This window comes from Neohoeflea coraliihabitans, assembly GCF_019334345.1.
Classification (GTDB): domain Bacteria; phylum Pseudomonadota; class Alphaproteobacteria; order Rhizobiales; family Rhizobiaceae; genus Pseudohoeflea; species Pseudohoeflea coraliihabitans.
This window is the reverse complement of sequence record NZ_JAHWQX010000002.1, coordinates 108,052-122,496: the sequence shown is the minus strand read 5'-3', so window position 1 is coordinate 122,496 and position 14,445 is coordinate 108,052. Positions and strand designations below refer to the sequence as shown.

The window sequence follows — 14,445 nt, the reverse complement described above, 5'->3', positions numbered from 1 at the left end:
AAAAGATTCTCTTTACGTCAGGCGGCCGGTCTGGCCGCGGTCCCGGAGATAATGGTCGGCGATGGCACAGGCAACCATCGCTTCGCCGATCGGCACGGCGCGGATGCCGACACACGGATCGTGGCGCCCCTTGGTGCGCACATCAACCTCGTTGCCGTCTGCATCGACCGACCGTCGCTCGGTGAGGATCGACGAGGTTGGCTTGACGGCAAAGCGTGCCACCACCGGCTCGCCGGTGGCGATTCCGCCGAGAATGCCACCCGCATTGTTGGACAGAAACTGCGGCTTGCCATCGGCGCCGATGCGCATCTCGTCGGCATTGGCCTCGCCGGTAATCTTCGCCGCCGCGAAACCGTTACCGATCTCCACGCCCTTGACGGCATTGATCGACATCAGGTTCGAGGCGATGTCCTGATCGAGCTTGGCATAGACCGGGGCGCCGATACCCGCCGGCACGCCCTCGGCGACGATTTCGATCACCGCGCCAACCGACGAGCCCTTCTTGCGGATGTCGTCGAGATAGTTCTCCCACACCGGCACAATCTCCGGATCGGGGGCGAAAAAGGGATTGCTGTCGATCGCGTCCCAGTCCCAGCGCGACCGGTCGATCTCGTGTTCACCGATGCGCACCAGCGCGCCGCGCACCTTCAGGCCGGGCACCACCTTGCGCGCCAGCCCGCCGGCTGCCACCCGCGTTGCCGTCTCGCGCGCCGAAGAGCGGCCGCCGCCACGATAGTCGCGAATCCCGTATTTCACATCATAGGTGTAGTCGGCATGGCCGGGCCGGAAGCGCCGGGCAATCTCCGAATAGTCCTTGGACCGCTGGTCGGTATTCTCGATCATCAGCGAGATCGGCGTGCCGGTGGAAATGAAGGTACCATCTTCCTGCGGCATCGCGCCGGAGAGCACCCGCACGAGGTCGGCCTCGCGCCGTTGCGTGACGAATCGCGACTGACCGGGCTTGCGCTTGTCGAGCCACTGCTGCAGCTCATCCTCGGAAAAACGCAGTCCAGGCGGGCAGCCGTCAACGACACAGCCAATCGCGGGACCGTGGCTTTCCCCCCAGGTGGTGACCCGGAAAAGGTATCCGAAACTGTTGTGTGACATGTCCCCGTACCGGCTGGCTGGCCGGGCTCGGCCGGCGTGATCTGGCGTGCCCGACTTCTAGCGGATGCGTTCGGCATGTCAAATGCCAAGGCGCCGGTTCGCTTCGCGCATACCGGCGTCGCGCGGGACAATTTTGCCATAATCGCTGCGTCTAACAGACGAAATCAGTTTGCCGCAGGGAATCATCATGCGTTTTGCCATTGCCGTTCTTTTGACCGTCTCCGCCATCTTGTCGCCGCTCATCGCCTCGGCCCAGAGCGCCGACATCGAGGCGAAGATCAAGGAGGTTTCGACCGACACGGCAACCATCATCCTTGATGACGGCGAAAGCTATCAGACGCCGTCGGAATTCAACTTCGAGGGTCTTGAGCGCGGCGTGCGCGTTTCCGTCTTTTATACGGTCATCGACGGCAAGCGCGTCATCAACGATCTCGAAGTCATCGACGGCGAGTGAGCTGTCAAAGCCAGGCGACCTGGTTGCCCTTGATCTGCAGGATCCGGTCCTGCGGAATCTCCATCATCGCCGCCTCGGCTTCCGGCAGTCCGGCAACCCGCTGAAAGATCGAGCGGATCGTTCCGCCATGCGCAACGATCACCGCCGGTTGCCGGAGCGTTGCCAGAAAACCCTCGACCCGCTGCGCCATCACCTCGTAACTCTCGGCCGCGGCTCCCGGCGGGCGGAAGTGCCATTTCGCGGCCTCCCGCTCGGCAATCGTGCCGGGCGTTTCGGCTTCGATGTCAGCCAGCGTGAACCCTTCCCAATCGCCGAAACAGACCTCGATCAGTTCCGGGACAATGCGGTAGCCCGCCGCCTCGAGTCCGGCCCCTTGCCGCAACAGCTCCATGGTCTCGCGGGTGCGGGACAGCGGGCTGGCGATCCAGTCAAATCTTGAGGCATCGAAACCGGGCAGGGCGGCGAGCGCCTGGCCGTTCTGCGCCGCTTGCCGGCGGCCGAGGGCATTCAGCGGAATATCGCGGGCACCCTGCAGCCGGCCCTCGCGATTATAATCGGTCTCGCCATGGCGGATCATGTAGAGATCAAGTGCAGCCATGGGTACATCCAAGACAGCCGGAACCCGGTCGGGCGGGTGGCTGCTACTCCTTGTCGACGGTGATATCGGGGGCATCCACGGCTTTCATGCCGACGGTATGATAGCCCGAATCCACGTGGTGCACTTCGCCGGTGACGCCGCGCGACAAATCGGACAGCAGATAGAGCGCCGCATCGCCGACTTCCTCGATCGACACGGTTTTCTTGAGCGGCGAGTTGTACTCGTTCCACTTGAGAATATAGCGGAAATCACTGATGCCCGATGCGGCCAGCGTCTTGATCGGACCTGCCGAGAGCGCATTGACGCGGATATTGCCGCCACCCAGATCGACAGCGAGATAGCGCACGCTCGCTTCCAGCGCCGCCTTGGCGACCCCCATCACATTGTAGTGCGGCATGACCTTTTCGGCGCCGTAATAGGTCAGTGTCAGGATCGAGCCACCGTCGCTCAGGAGCGGTTCGACGCGCTTGGCCAGGGCGGTCAGCGAATACACCGAGATGTCCATGGTCTTGGCGAAATTGTCACGGCTGGTGTCGACATAGCGACCGGTCAGCTCATCCTTGTCTGAAAACGCGATGGCGTGCACCACGAAGTCGATCTTGCCCCAGTGCGACCTGAGGTTATCGCAGATCGTGTCGATGGTGCCGATATCCGTGACATCGCAATGGCCGATCGCCACGGCGCCCAGCTCCTCGGCCAGCGGCTCGACGCGGCGACGCAGCGCATCGCCCTGATAGGTCAGCGCGAGATCGGCACCGGCGTCTGCACAGGCCTTGGCAATACCCCAGGCGATCGAGCGCTTGTTGGCAACTCCCATGATAAGCCCGCGCTTACCCTGCATAAGGCCGGAAGTCCCACCCATCACAATCTCCATCCTGTCTGGTCTGCTTTGGCTATTGCACAGCCCGCCGATTGGCACAACCGGCTGGATTACTGGCTTTTGCAATTTTCCACTCTTGGAAAAAGCAGGTTTTACCCGCTTTAAATGAAAAACGACGAGCGCTTTGAACGCAGAAGATCGACCAGATGCGCATCGGGCTGTCCGGGCAGGCGGATATGCAGATGCACCACGAGATCACCGCGAGCCTGTGCGCCGGTTTCCAGGCCACCGCGCGGCAGCCCGCGTCCGGCGATGCGGACAGGTTCGCTGCCTGTTGTCCATTCCGGCAGCGTGATCTTGACCGGCCCGTCCAGTCCCCTTGCCACCTGCCGGCCGCCCAGCACCGCCGCGTTCAGCTCGATAGCCAGGTCGGTGTGCAGGTCGGCGCCATCGACGCGGAACGAGGGATGCGGGCGATATCGCACGGTGGCGATCACCTTCATGTCCGGCTTCGCCACGGTCAGTTCGCTGCCATCGGCGATCCCGGCGGGAACGGGCAGGGGGAGCGAGCCGCCACCCTCGAGCGGCACCTGCAAAGTCGTCCCGGTCAGAACCGATTCGAGCTCGATTTCAGCGCTGACATGCACTTCGCTGATCGCCGTCCGCGGTTCGGCGGCGTTCTCGCGGGCGGCGCGATGCACGGATTTCCACTTGGCGAACAGGCCGTCAAGCGCCGAAAGGGGATCGCGATCCGGCGCTTTGCTGCCGGAAGCGGGTGCGGCCGTCTCCGCGTCTTCGCCGAAGATCTCGCGCACCATGGCATCGAAACTGTCGGCCCCCGTCTGGGCCGGGCGCGCGCTTCTCGCCTTGGCGGCCCCCCGTGCGGTGCCCCGGCGGGGCCGGCGCCGGCCCTCCGCATCGATCTCGCCGCGATCGAAAGCCCGTCGCCGTTGCGGATCGATCAGCACCTTGTAGGCCTGGGTGATTTCCGCGAAACGCGACCCGGCGTCGGGATCATCGCGATTCTGGTCCGGGTGTAGGGACTTGGCCAGCGTGCGATAGGCGGCCTTGATGCTGCTGGTATCAGCAGTCCTGGCGACACCCAGAACCGCATAGGGGCTACGCATAACTTGTTCCCGTGCTCAGGGACCCGCGCCACAGGCGGGTTCAAAGCGGCAAGTCTAGATGCGATTTGCTAACCATCGGTATATGCGCACCGTGTCCGCAGATGCGCGGATGAAAAGGCGGCCAGGGCCGGCGCCCCTTAACCTTCCGATCGCTCGAAGGCTGACAGCGTCCAAGCGCCGTCCGGAGCCTGGCACGCCACGCCCTCATAGAGCGCGATGCCGTCAAAACCGTGCCGGCTGGTGCGGAAACTGCGGCAATTGCCCTTGCCCTTGCGGATCTCGAAGACGGCGCTGATCACCCCGGCGGCCCCGGTCTGGTTGTTGGCCCAGGGCGAGGGCACCTTCGGGTCGGCGGCACCGACCGCTCGTGCGATCACCCTTTCGTCGGACATCACATCGGCATCCACCGACAAGGGCGTGATCGAGCCGGTAATCGACGGATCGATTTTCAAAGCGGCGACCGGATCGGAGCTCGAACTCATGCAGCCGCCCGTGGCGAGCAGCGGCACGGCCAGCGTGGCGACCAGCACGCGGCGCAACGGGCTGCCCGAGGCGCGCCTCTTTCCTGCAACCAGGGCTTTTGCTAGGTCATCCATCGTCTGCAATCATTCCGCGCCGGAAACACAAGAGGCCGATCATGCCAGAAACAGGGTTAACAAGTGATGACTTCACGCAGGCGCACGACCCTTTCGCGCTGTTCCGGCAATGGCTTGACGATGCCGTTGAAAGCGAGATCAACGATCCGACGGCGATGGCTCTGGCGACTGTCGATCCGGAGGGTCTCCCCGACGTGCGCATGGTCCTGCTCAAGGATTTCGATACCCGGGGGTTCGTGTTCTACACCAATTTCGAAAGTGCCAAGGGTCGCGAACTCTTGGCGACAAAAAAGGCAGCCCTGTGTCTGCACTGGAAAAGTCTGCGCCGGCAGATCCGCGTGCGCGGTGCGGTCGAGATCGTTTCCGACGCCGAGGCCGATGAATACTACGCCTCGCGCCCGCGCGGCAGCCGCATCGGCGCCTGGGCCTCGCGCCAGTCTCGACCGCTCGAAAGCCGTTATGCGCTGGAAAAGGCGGTGGCCAGGGTGACGGCGCAATATCCGCTCGGCGACATCCCGCGCCCGCCCCATTGGTCGGGTTTCAGGATCAGGCCGCTGCAGATCGAATTCTGGCATGACCGGCCGTTTCGCCTGCACGACCGGCTGGAATTCCGCCGCACCGACCTTGCCGGCGACTGGCAACGGGCGCAACTCTACCCCTAGGATGATGAGCCCGGGCCGGCAGCCCGGATCCGGTCACGCCGACAGCCGGCGCGCCGCAAAGGGCAGGCCCGATGCCAGCGCCGCGACGTGCCGCGCCTTCTGATAATAGCCATTGAGCGAAATGCGCGGCAGGGCATGCAGACGCTTCAGCGCCGAGCCGCGCAGCACATCGGCATTGGTCGTCACCGCCAGATCGAAGCCGAACGCGCGCGCCGCCTCGAATTCACGCGCGCCGGCGGCGCGGTGATCGCCATAGGGATAGGCGAAGGCGCGCGGGCAGCGGCCGGTGATTGCCGCGACGCGTTCGGCCGACTCGCCGATCTCGGCTTCCAGTGCCTGGGCATCGATATGCGCCAGGCTGCAATGGCTGATCGTATGGGCGCCGAGTGTCGCCAGCGGACTTTGCAGGAGGCAGCGCAGATCCGCATCGGTCATCACCTCGCGATCGACAATGTCCAGGGGCTCGATGCCGGCTTTTCGCGCCCGCCTGTCCAGATCCTCGATGAAGCGCGCCTGGTCATGCGCCCCGAGTGTGCGGTGCAACCGGTCATAGGCGGCATATTTTTCACGCAATGTGCGCGTCGAAACGCTGTCTTCCGTGCCATCAAAGGCAAAGTCGAAACGCTCGACGCGGCTGATCAGCGCCGCCGCCGTCTTCCACCAGATCGAATGGGTCCGGTCGATGAAGCCGCCGGTCACGAAGACCGTGAACGGGATGCCGTGCCGCTCGAACACCGGCAGCGCGTGCTGCAGATTGTCCCGGTAGCCATCATCCAGCGTGAACACCATGGCCGGCCCCGCCTCCGGCCCCCTGGCCAGATGTGCCGGCAGATCCAGCAGGGATACGGGCTGGTGCCCCATGGCCTTCAGGCTGCAGATTGCCGCATCGAGAAATTCCGGCGTGATTTCCAGATGCGCCGCCGGCGCGAAATCACTGTCTTCCGCCGGCCGCACATGGTGCAATGTGAAGATCGCGCCGCGCCCGCTCAACCTCCCGCCGAGCCCGCTTCGCGCCGCCACGCCGAGAACATCGAGACCGCCGGAAATGGCGGCATGTTTCAGCCAGCGCCGGGCCGCGATCGCATGTGGACCGTGCAACATTCGAAGACCTGTCTCCCTCTCATTTATCGTTCTAGCAGACAGGCCTTAATCGAACTTAAAACGCGATGTGGAGCAGATTTCGGGGATCGCGCCGCAGCATCGGCACTCACACGCGCGTGCCGCCGACGGTGATCGCATTCATCAGCACATGCGGTTGCCCGACGCCGACCGGGACGCTCTGTCCGGCCTTGCCGCACATCCCGATGCCCGGATCGAGCGCCATGTCATTGCCGACCATGGCAATACGTTGCATCGCTTCCGGACCGTTGCCGATCAGCATCGCCCCCTTCACCGGAGCGCCGATTTTGCCGTCCTCGATCATGTAGGCTTCGGTGCAGCCGAAGACGAATTTGCCGCTCGTCGTGTCCACCTGGCCGCCCCCGAACGAGACCGCATAGATCCCCTTCTTGACCGCCGCGATCATCTCGTCCTTGCTGGCCTCGCCCGACAGCATGTAGGTGTTGGTCATGCGCGGCATCGGCTGATGCGCATAGGACTGCCGGCGGCCGTTTCCAGTTGGTTTCATGCCCATCAGGCGGGCATTTTGCCGGTCCTGCATGTAGTTGACGAGGATGCCGTCCTCGATCAGCACATTGTAACCCGACGGGGTGCCTTCATCATCGACCGAAAGGGATCCGCGTCGATCCGCGATCGTGCCGTCATCGACCACGGTCACGCCCTTCGAGGCAACGCGCTCGCCCATCAGCCCGGCAAATGCCGATGTCTTCTTGCGGTTGGCATCCCCCTCCAGGCCGTGCCCGACCGCCTCGTGCAGCATCACCCCGGGCCAGCCGGCCCCGAGCACCACATCCATCGCACCGGCCGGCGCGTCGATCGCGCTGAGATTGACCAGCGCCTGGCGCAAAGCCTCGTCGGCGCCCTCCCGCCAGCTTTCCTCGGTCAGGAAATCGCCGAACAATTTGCGCCCGCCCATGCCGAACGAGCCCGATTCCTGGCGGTCGCCTTCACCCACCATGACGTTGAAATTGATGCGCGTAAGCGGCCGGATGTCGCGCACCCGGTGTCCGTCGGCCCTGAGGATTTCGACCACCTGCCAGCTCGCCGCCAGTGACGCCGTGACCTGGCGCACCCGTTCATCCTTGTCGCGCAGATAGGCATCGACCCGTTGCAGCAGCGCCACCTTGTCCTCGAAGCCCGGCGTGCCGATCGGATTGGCTTCGGTGTAAAGCAACCGGTTGGTCCGCTGCGGGGGCGGTGAATAGGTGCCGCCGCCGCCACGCGCCACCGCCGAAACCGCATCCGCGGCCCGCTTCAGCGCCGCTTCCGAAAATTCGCCCGAATGGGCAAATCCCGTGGTCTCGCCGGCCACCGCCCGCAAGCCGAAGCCGCGATCCGTCGCATAGGCCCCTGATTTCAGCCGGCCATTGTCGAACAGCAGCGATTCCGTCTCGCTGAATTCGCAATAAAGCTCGCCGTCCTCGGAGCCCTTGAGGGCATCGCCGACAAGCCGGTCCACGCGCGCCGTGTCGATGTCGAATTCGCTCAGAAGATCCCGGGTCATGAAAGCTCCAATCTGCAAGGGACTGCACCGCCGGCGATCATGCATCGTGCAACGCAGATCGCGCATCTGGCCTCGAGGGCCAGAACCCTAAGATGGCAATCATCGCCCCGAATTTCGATGGGCAAAGCGCCAATTTCGCCAGGAATTTCGGTCAGGCGCCGTAAAGGGGAAAGCAGTCCGGCTCAGGGAAGGGCGGTGTAGCCATCGCTGAAGCCGCCCAGATCAACAGGAATGCCGATCCCTTCTTCCGGAGACTGGAAGACGATGAACGTCGCCTGCGCGCCGCCGCGCAGCGTTCCGAGCAGGGCATCATCAAGGATGACCTCGGCATAGCAGCCATCGCTGAAACAGCGCACGAAATAGGCGCGGCCGATATCCTTGCCGTCGACATTCAGCCCGAGACCGGACGGCAGCAACACGCCGAGCGGCGCCAATACGCGCAGGATCTTCGATTTCTCGTCCGCCGTCTTCAGCACCACCACCGACAGGCCGACTTCCGGCCGGTCCTCGGCAACCACGTTCTGCATCAGGACGCATTGCTCTTCGGGCGCGCCCGCCGGCGTATCGCAGACCACCGACCAGGCGCCATGTGTCGACTGAACCGTCCCGGCCTGCTGTGCCGCCGCCGATGTGGCCGCAAGGCTCGCCGCGCCGAGGCCCAGCGCCAGCGGGATGAGCGCGCTTTGCAGAAATGTCCCTAGCTTCGTCTTCATTGTCCACCCATGGCCCGGATTCGTCGGTTGGGGATTGCCGTAGCGGCGAATCACTTGCCTATTGTGTAGTGTGGAGCCGGCAAATTGAAACCCGTTCTGCGCCCTGTCCCATGCATGGGCGGCAAAAATGAGGCCGTTTGCCGGCCTGGCGCGCCCGCAACGGGCAGTGCTGCTGGCATGGCCGCAGCATCGGCAATCGCCACGGCTGGCGCGCGGGATGCAAAAATGCCGCAGGAACATGTCATGCGGAGAGTTGCGAGCAGTGCTAAACTATGGTTTTAAGCGCCCCATGCGAATGAGGGTTTCCGCGCTCGCCGGTGCGGCACCCGCTCGAGGGAGAGAATATCGTGAAGAGCAAGCTTGTCGCAGCCGTGGCTGCGTTCTCTGCGGCGATGGCTGAAACGGCGCTGGCCGCACCCGGCCAGCCGGTCGACTGGCAGATCCGTTTCCAGGATGCCGCCTCCGGAATCATGGAGCAGATCATCGCCTTCGAGATCTACACCCTGTGGTTCATCATTCCGATCACCCTGCTGGTTCTGGCGCTGCTGGCCTATGTCATCGTGCGCTTCCGGCAGTCGGCCAACCCGGTGCCCTCGCGCACCAGCCATAACACGATGATCGAAGTGGTCTGGACGCTGGCGCCGGTGTTCATCCTGCTGTTTCTGGCGTTTCCCTCCTTCAATCTTCTGACGGCGCAATACACCCCGCCGCCGGCCGACATCACTTTGAAGGCCACCGGCTATCAGTGGTACTGGGGCTTTGAATATCAGGGCGAAGACGACAGCGAACTTTCCTTCGATTCGCTGATGCTCGCCGATGCCGACCGCGCCGATGCCGGCAAGGAAGATCTCGCCGACTATCCGCGCCTTCTCGCGGTCGACAACGAGGTGGTCGTGCCGGTTGGCAAGACCGTGCGCGTTCTCGTCACCGCGGCCGATGTGATCCACGCCTTCGCGTTGCCGTCCTTCGGCGTCAAGATGGATGCGGTGCCCGGCCGTCTCAACGAGACCTGGTTCAACGCCACGCGCGAGGGCCTGTATTACGGCCAGTGCTCGGAGCTGTGCGGCAAGGACCATGCCTATATGCCGATCGCCATTCGCGTGGTCTCGGAAGAACAGTACAACACCTGGTTCGCCGCTGCCGCCGACGATCTCGAAGGCGCCAACCAGAACCTGATGGCCGCCATCGCCGCCGACGCCAAGAGCGTCGACGTGGCCGCCAACAGCGCAGAATAGAAAAAGGACGGTTATCATGGCAGGCACGGCTGCAGCTCACGACCACCACGACCACAAGCCGCAGGGCTTCGTCCGTCGCTGGATGTATTCGACCAACCACAAGGATATCGGCACGCTCTATCTGATCTTCGCGATCATTGCCGGTGTCATTGGCGGCCTTCTTTCGGTGGCCATGCGCGCCGAACTGCAGGAGCCGGGCATCCAGATCTTCCACGGCCTGGCCTCCATGGTCTATGGGTTTGAAGGCGACTCCGCCATCGATGGCGGCAAGCACATGTACAATGTGTTCACCACCGCCCACGGCCTGATCATGATCTTCTTCATGGTGATGCCGGCGCTGATCGGCGGCTTTGCCAACTGGATGGTGCCGATCATGATCGGCGCCCCGGACATGGCCTTCCCGCGCATGAACAACATCTCGTTCTGGCTTCTGCCGCCGGCATTCCTGCTGCTGCTTCTGTCGATGTTTGTCGAAGGTCCGGCCGGCAGCTACGGCACGGGTGGTGGCTGGACGATCTATCCGCCGCTCTCGACCTCGGGGCAGCCCGGGCCGGCGATGGATTTCGCCATCCTGTCGCTGCATATCGCCGGCGCGTCCTCGATCCTCGGCGCCATCAACTTCATCACCACCATTCTCAACATGCGCGCCCCGGGCATGACGCTGCACAAGATGCCGCTGTTTGCCTGGTCGGTGCTCGTCACCGCCTTCCTGCTGCTTCTCTCGCTGCCGGTGCTGGCGGGTGGCATCACCATGCTCCTGACCGACCGCAACTTCGGTACGACCTTCTTCGCGCCCGAGGGTGGCGGCGATCCGATCCTGTTCCAGCACCTGTTCTGGTTTTTCGGTCACCCGGAAGTCTACATCCTGATCCTGCCGGCCTTCGGCATTGTCAGCCACATCGTCTCGACCTTCTCGCGCAAGCCGATCTTCGGCTATCTCGGCATGGCCTATGCGATGGTGGCGATCGGCGCGGTCGGCTTCATCGTCTGGGCCCACCACATGTATACGGTTGGCCTGTCGCTCAACACGCAGCGCTACTTCGTCTTCGCAACGATGGTCATCGCGGTGCCGACCGGGATCAAGATCTTCTCCTGGATCGCCACGATGTGGGGCGGCTCGCTGAGCATGCGCACGCCGATGCTCTGGGCGATCGGCTTCATCTTCCTGTTCACCGTCGGCGGCGTGACCGGCGTGCAGCTGGCCAATGCCGGCCTCGACCGCGCCTTTCACGACACCTATTACGTCGTGGCCCACTTCCACTACGTGCTCTCGCTCGGCGCCGTGTTCGGCATCTTCGCCGGCTGGTACTACTGGTTCCCGAAGATGTTCGGCTACATGTACAGCCCGTTCATCGCCCGCACCCATTTCTGGGTCACCTTCATCGGCGTCAACCTGGTGTTCTTCCCGCAGCATTTCCTCGGCCTTGCCGGCATGCCGCGCCGCTATATCGACTATCCGGATGCCTTTGCGGGTTGGAATGCAATCTCCTCCTACGGCTCCTACATTTCCGGCGTCGGCGTCCTGATCTTCCTGTACGGCGTCTGGGAAGCGTTCCGGGGCAAGCGCGTCGCCGGCGACAATCCCTGGGGCGAGGGGGCAACGACGCTGGAATGGCAGCTGTCATCGCCGCCGCCTTACCACCAGTGGGAAAAGCTGCCGCATATCAGGTAAGCACCTTCAAATCGTCAGGCCGCGCCCCGCGCGGCCTGATGCCGCTCTCGTTCGCCCGGACCGAGTGTCCGGGGTCGTTATTGTACCGGGACAGGGTCCCGCTTGTTGAAACCGGAATGAAACCATGGCTGCCACGATCTCAGGCACGATGACCGGTGCTGCATCCGACAAGGCGCTGCCGATAGACGGAGCTAGCCTGCTTAGCGAAGGCGATGCCGGCGACTTCTTCGCCCTGCTCAAGCCGCGCGTCATGTCTCTGGTCGTCTTCACGGCGCTGGTCGGCATGCTGGTGGCACCGGGCGGCATCCATCCGGTCCTCGGCTTCATCGCGGTCCTGTGCATTGCGCTCGGCGGCGGGGCGTCCGGCGCCCTGAACATGTGGTATGAAGCCGACATCGATGCCGTCATGCAGCGCACCCGCAACCGCCCGATCCCGGCCGGTCGCATCGCGCCTTCGGCGGCGCTCGGCTTCGGCATTGTTCTCGCCGCTTTTTCGGTGGCCTTGCTCGGTCTGGTCACCAACTGGCTGGCCGCCGGCCTGCTTGCCTTCACAATCTTCTTCTACGCCGTCGTCTACACCATCTGGCTGAAGCGCTCGACGCCGCAGAACATCGTCATCGGCGGCGCTGCCGGCGCCTTTCCGCCGATGATCGGCTGGGCCGCGGTGACCGGCACCCTGTCGCTCGAAAGCCTCATCCTGTTTGCGATCATCTTCCTCTGGACCCCGGCGCATTTCTGGGCCCTGGCGCTGTTCAAGTCGGGGGATTACGGCAAGGCCGGCATTCCGATGATGCCGAACGTCGCCGGCGATGCCTCGACCAAGCGGCAGATTGTCGTCTATGCCGTGCTGACGGCTGTCGCCGGCGTGCTGCCGACCCTCGCCGGTTTCGCCAGCCTCGCCTATGGCGCGGTTGCTGCTGCGCTCGGCATCGGCTTTGTCTGGTATGCGCTTACGGTGCTGGCCATGCCGTCCGGCGACGAGCAGATGCGCCCGGCCAAGAAGCTGTTCGCCTATTCGCTTTTGTATCTGGCGCTGATCTTTGCCGCGCTGCTGGCTGACAGCCTGATCGCCCGCTTCACCGTGTGGGGGGCCTGATGGCGGAGCGGGACAAGATCGACGAAGCCCCCGCGCCGCAGGCGGAGCGGACCGGACTGACGGAGAAGCAGCGCAAGGCACGGCGCAGCCGCTCCATCGCGCTGGCTTTGGCGCTCGTCGGACTGGTCGTGCTGTTTTACATCGTCACCATCGTCAAGCTCGGCCCGGGCTTGTTCGACAGGTCGCTGTAAGGAGAAGGTCATGCGCAGCGAAGAGACAGGCAAGACGAAGAAGGACATGCCGTCCGGCAATGGCCGCATTGTCGTCATCTGCGCCGCCTTTGTTGCCGGCATGGTCGGCATGAGCTACGCCGCGGTGCCGCTCTACTCCCTGTTCTGCCAGGTCACCGGTTATGGTGGCACCACGCAGAGGGTGACGCAGGAATCCGACCGGGTGCTCGACCGCACGGTCAAGGTGCATTTCGATGCCAATACCGGCAACGGCCTGAACTGGGAGTTCGGCCCGAAAACCCGCGAGATCGAGATCCGCATCGGCGAGACGGTGCGGGCCGACTATGTCGCCGTCAACCGCTCGTCAAGGCCGCTCACCGGGCAGGCGACCTACAATGTTACGCCGCAGGCTGCCGGCGCCTATTTCAACAAGGTCGAATGCTTCTGTTTCACCGAGACGACGCTGGCACCCGGCGAGAAGCTGGAAATGCCGGTGACCTTCTTTGTCGATCCCGACATTGTCAATGACGAGAACATCGCACACGTGACGACCATCACGCTGTCCTACACGTTCTATCCGTATGAAAAAGAAAAACCCGTTGCAGCGGCGCCCGTGCCGGTGCAAGACAACACGCAACTGTAAACACCTGTGCCGGGTGGCAACGCCCGGCTCTATGACCGCCATCGGGGGTGACTGACATGGCCGACGCACAGACCAAACACCACGACTACCACATTATCGATCCAAGCCCCTGGCCGTTCACCGGTTCGGTCGGCGCGCTGATCATGGCGTTTGGCGGCATCGGCTACATGCGCTATCTCTCCGGCGGCTCGCTCGAACTGTTCGGCATCGACTGGGCCAGCCCGTGGCTGTTCTTCATCGGACTGCTGATCATTTTCTACACGATGTTCTGTTGGTGGTCGGACACCATCAAGGAAAGCCACGAAGGCCATCACACGCGCGTCGTTTCGCTGCATCTGCGCTATGGGATGATCATGTTCATCGCCTCGGAGGTGATGTTCTTCGTTGCCTGGTTCTGGGCGTTTTTCGACGCCAGCCTGTTCCCGGGCGAAGTCCAGCAGGTGGCGCGCGCCACATTCACCGGCGGGCAGTGGCCGCCGGAGGGTATCGAGGTTCTCGATCCGCTGCACCTGCCGCTCTACAACACCGTCATCCTGCTTCTTTCGGGCACCACGGTCACCTGGGCGCATCACGCGCTGTTGCACAATGATCGCAAGGGGTTGATCTCCGGCCTCACCCTGACCGTGGTACTTGGCGTGCTGTTCTCCTGCGTTCAGGCCTACGAGTACATCTACGCACCGTTCGGCTTCAAGGACTCCATCTACGGCGCCACCTTCTTCATGGCCACCGGGTTCCATGGCTTCCACGTGCTGGTCGGCACCATCTTCCTGCTCGTCTGCCTGCTGCGCGCGATGAAGGGCGATTTCACGCCGCAAAAGCATTTCGGCTTCGAGGCGGCTGCCTGGTACTGGCACTTCGTCGATGTTGTCTGGCTGTTCCTCTTCTTCTCCATCTATGTCTGGGGGGGCTGGGGCGCACCGATCCACTGA

General features: G+C 63.5%; 16 protein-coding genes. 8 read left to right on the top strand and 8 right to left on the bottom strand.

Annotated elements, in window-relative coordinates:
* Positions 1–12: 12 nt before the first annotated feature.
* Positions 13–1,107, bottom strand: coding sequence for a chorismate synthase (aroC, locus tag KY465_RS06630; protein ID WP_219200910.1), 1,095 nt, complete (start codon positions 1,105–1,107; stop codon positions 13–15).
* Between the two features lie 187 nt (positions 1,108–1,294).
* Here aroC and KY465_RS06625 point away from each other — a divergent pair, with 187 nt between their 5' ends.
* Positions 1,295–1,561, top strand: a complete 267-nt coding sequence (locus KY465_RS06625) for a DUF1344 domain-containing protein (protein WP_219200909.1) — start codon at positions 1,295–1,297, stop codon at positions 1,559–1,561.
* A gap of 4 nt (positions 1,562–1,565) precedes the next feature.
* On the opposite strand, the gene KY465_RS06620 is transcribed toward KY465_RS06625, so the two are convergent.
* From KY465_RS06620 to KY465_RS06605, 4 genes are all read right to left on the bottom strand, one after another.
* Positions 1,566–2,159 (bottom strand): histidine phosphatase family protein, encoded by a 594-nt coding sequence (locus KY465_RS06620; RefSeq protein ID WP_255561510.1) that lies wholly within the window; start codon positions 2,157–2,159, stop codon positions 1,566–1,568.
* 43 nt (positions 2,160–2,202) lie between these two features.
* Positions 2,203–3,021, bottom strand: a complete 819-nt coding sequence (gene fabI / locus KY465_RS06615) for an enoyl-ACP reductase FabI (protein WP_219200908.1) — start codon at positions 3,019–3,021, stop codon at positions 2,203–2,205.
* Positions 3,022–3,140: 119 nt separating this feature from the next.
* Positions 3,141–4,106, bottom strand: a complete 966-nt coding sequence (locus KY465_RS06610; protein ID WP_219200907.1) for a DnaJ domain-containing protein — start codon at positions 4,104–4,106, stop codon at positions 3,141–3,143.
* Positions 4,107–4,243: 137 nt separating this feature from the next.
* Positions 4,244–4,702, bottom strand: a complete 459-nt coding sequence (locus tag KY465_RS06605) for an RT0821/Lpp0805 family surface protein (protein ID WP_219200906.1) — start codon at positions 4,700–4,702, stop codon at positions 4,244–4,246.
* Positions 4,703–4,743: 41 nt separating this feature from the next.
* Between KY465_RS06605 and pdxH the strand changes: the two genes are divergently transcribed.
* A complete protein-coding gene (pdxH, locus tag KY465_RS06600; protein WP_219200905.1) occupies positions 4,744–5,364 on the top strand; it encodes a pyridoxamine 5'-phosphate oxidase in 621 nt (206 codons plus the stop codon).
* A gap of 33 nt (positions 5,365–5,397) precedes the next feature.
* Here the strand turns inward: pdxH and KY465_RS06595 are convergent, their stop codons facing one another.
* From KY465_RS06595 to KY465_RS06585, 3 genes are all read right to left on the bottom strand, one after another.
* Positions 5,398–6,465 (bottom strand): polysaccharide deacetylase family protein, encoded by a 1,068-nt coding sequence (locus tag KY465_RS06595; protein ID WP_219200904.1) that lies wholly within the window; start codon positions 6,463–6,465, stop codon positions 5,398–5,400.
* A gap of 106 nt (positions 6,466–6,571) precedes the next feature.
* Entirely contained in the window at positions 6,572–7,987 is a 1,416-nt protein-coding gene (tldD, locus tag KY465_RS06590) for a metalloprotease TldD (protein ID WP_219200903.1), read from the bottom strand.
* 182 nt (positions 7,988–8,169) lie between these two features.
* Complete coding sequence (locus tag KY465_RS06585) at positions 8,170–8,700, bottom strand: invasion associated locus B family protein (protein WP_219200902.1); 531 nt, start codon at positions 8,698–8,700, stop codon at positions 8,170–8,172.
* Positions 8,701–9,047: 347 nt separating this feature from the next.
* Between KY465_RS06585 and coxB the strand changes: the two genes are divergently transcribed.
* From coxB to KY465_RS06555, 6 genes are all read left to right on the top strand, one after another.
* Positions 9,048–9,935, top strand: a complete 888-nt coding sequence (coxB, locus tag KY465_RS06580) for a cytochrome c oxidase subunit II (RefSeq protein WP_219200901.1) — start codon at positions 9,048–9,050, stop codon at positions 9,933–9,935.
* Between the two features lie 16 nt (positions 9,936–9,951).
* Positions 9,952–11,607 (top strand): cytochrome c oxidase subunit I, encoded by a 1,656-nt coding sequence (gene ctaD / locus KY465_RS06575; protein ID WP_219200900.1) that lies wholly within the window; start codon positions 9,952–9,954, stop codon positions 11,605–11,607.
* 148 nt (positions 11,608–11,755) lie between these two features.
* A complete protein-coding gene (locus tag KY465_RS06570) occupies positions 11,756–12,703 on the top strand; it encodes a heme o synthase (protein WP_219201697.1) in 948 nt (315 codons plus the stop codon).
* Complete coding sequence (locus KY465_RS06565; protein WP_219200899.1) at positions 12,703–12,894, top strand: hypothetical protein; 192 nt, start codon at positions 12,703–12,705, stop codon at positions 12,892–12,894. The genes KY465_RS06570 and KY465_RS06565 overlap by 1 nt, the downstream gene beginning before the upstream one ends.
* A 10-nt stretch (positions 12,895–12,904) precedes the next feature.
* A complete protein-coding gene (locus tag KY465_RS06560) occupies positions 12,905–13,516 on the top strand; it encodes a cytochrome c oxidase assembly protein (protein ID WP_255561509.1) in 612 nt (203 codons plus the stop codon).
* Positions 13,517–13,572: 56 nt separating this feature from the next.
* A complete protein-coding gene (locus tag KY465_RS06555) occupies positions 13,573–14,445 on the top strand; it encodes a cytochrome c oxidase subunit 3 (RefSeq protein WP_219200898.1) in 873 nt (290 codons plus the stop codon).

What these genes read in the sequence shown, in the direction of transcription:
- aroC (WP_219200910.1), bottom strand. Translation starts at nt 1,107, where the DNA reads ATGTCACACAACAGTTTCGGATACCTTTTCCGGGTCACCACCTGGGGG.
- KY465_RS06625 (WP_219200909.1), top strand. Translation starts at nt 1,295, where the DNA reads ATGCGTTTTGCCATTGCCGTTCTTTTGACCGTCTCCGCCATCTTGTCG.
- KY465_RS06620 (WP_255561510.1), bottom strand. Translation starts at nt 2,159, where the DNA reads ATGGCTGCACTTGATCTCTACATGATCCGCCATGGCGAGACCGATTAT.
- fabI (WP_219200908.1), bottom strand. Translation starts at nt 3,021, where the DNA reads ATGGGTGGGACTTCCGGCCTTATGCAGGGTAAGCGCGGGCTTATCATG.
- KY465_RS06610 (WP_219200907.1), bottom strand. Translation starts at nt 4,106, where the DNA reads ATGCGTAGCCCCTATGCGGTTCTGGGTGTCGCCAGGACTGCTGATACC.
- KY465_RS06605 (WP_219200906.1), bottom strand. Translation starts at nt 4,702, where the DNA reads ATGGATGACCTAGCAAAAGCCCTGGTTGCAGGAAAGAGGCGCGCCTCG.
- pdxH (WP_219200905.1), top strand. Translation starts at nt 4,744, where the DNA reads ATGCCAGAAACAGGGTTAACAAGTGATGACTTCACGCAGGCGCACGAC.
- KY465_RS06595 (WP_219200904.1), bottom strand. Translation starts at nt 6,465, where the DNA reads ATGTTGCACGGTCCACATGCGATCGCGGCCCGGCGCTGGCTGAAACAT.
- tldD (WP_219200903.1), bottom strand. Translation starts at nt 7,987, where the DNA reads ATGACCCGGGATCTTCTGAGCGAATTCGACATCGACACGGCGCGCGTG.
- KY465_RS06585 (WP_219200902.1), bottom strand. Translation starts at nt 8,700, where the DNA reads ATGAAGACGAAGCTAGGGACATTTCTGCAAAGCGCGCTCATCCCGCTG.
- ctaD (WP_219200900.1), top strand. Translation starts at nt 9,952, where the DNA reads ATGGCAGGCACGGCTGCAGCTCACGACCACCACGACCACAAGCCGCAG.
- KY465_RS06570 (WP_219201697.1), top strand. Translation starts at nt 11,756, where the DNA reads ATGACCGGTGCTGCATCCGACAAGGCGCTGCCGATAGACGGAGCTAGC.
- KY465_RS06565 (WP_219200899.1), top strand. Translation starts at nt 12,703, where the DNA reads ATGGCGGAGCGGGACAAGATCGACGAAGCCCCCGCGCCGCAGGCGGAG.
- KY465_RS06560 (WP_255561509.1), top strand. Translation starts at nt 12,905, where the DNA reads ATGCGCAGCGAAGAGACAGGCAAGACGAAGAAGGACATGCCGTCCGGC.
- KY465_RS06555 (WP_219200898.1), top strand. Translation starts at nt 13,573, where the DNA reads ATGGCCGACGCACAGACCAAACACCACGACTACCACATTATCGATCCA.